The sequence below is a fragment of the Myxococcus llanfairpwllgwyngyllgogerychwyrndrobwllllantysiliogogogochensis genome (assembly GCF_006636215.1).
Taxonomy (GTDB): Bacteria; Myxococcota; Myxococcia; order Myxococcales; family Myxococcaceae; genus Myxococcus; species Myxococcus llanfairpwllgwyngyllgogerychwyrndrobwllllantysiliogogogochensis.
The window spans coordinates 1-469 of record NZ_VIFM01000729.1; the positions used below are offsets into that span (position 1 = coordinate 1).

1 protein-coding gene is annotated in these 469 nt (G+C 68.7%); it reads right to left on the bottom strand.

Annotation, left to right across the window (positions count from 1 at the left end):
* Positions 1-455, bottom strand: a 455-nt coding sequence (locus FJV41_RS57355) for a DNA polymerase ligase N-terminal domain-containing protein (protein ID WP_497812687.1), incomplete at its 3' end; no start/stop codon positions are given.
* Between the last annotated feature and the right edge of the window lie 14 nt (positions 456-469).

Below are 469 nucleotides of genomic sequence, written 5' to 3' on the forward strand. Positions count from 1 at the left end.
GCCAGGAGGCGGTAGCCGTCGAACTTGGGCTCGACGATCCAGTCACCGGCCGGCACTGACGCCACCAGCGTCGCCAGTTGGGGTTCGAGCTTCGCAGGCAACCGTTTCGATCTGTCCGTCCTTGCCGCAGCAGGCGCGCCCTCCGCACCGATGGCCCCCGGACTGCCCGCGTCGCGCGGCTCCCTTTCCTCTATCAACCCCAGCGGTCGTTGGACGACGCTGTCCGGCAGCGCGGAGATGACGTCGTACTCGGTGCCGGGCCGTGCCCACGCGTCGCCCCGCTTCTTGAAGAGCATCCATTGGTCCTGCTTTTTTTCGCCGGGCTTGGAGATCCTGACGAGCTCCCAGAGGCCCGCGAGCTTCTGGCCGTGCAGCCTGAAGACGATCTTGCCGTCGGCCAGGCCCCGGCGCGCATCGCCCACCGGCTCCCAGGTGCCGCGGTCCCAGACGATCACCGTGCCTGCTCCGT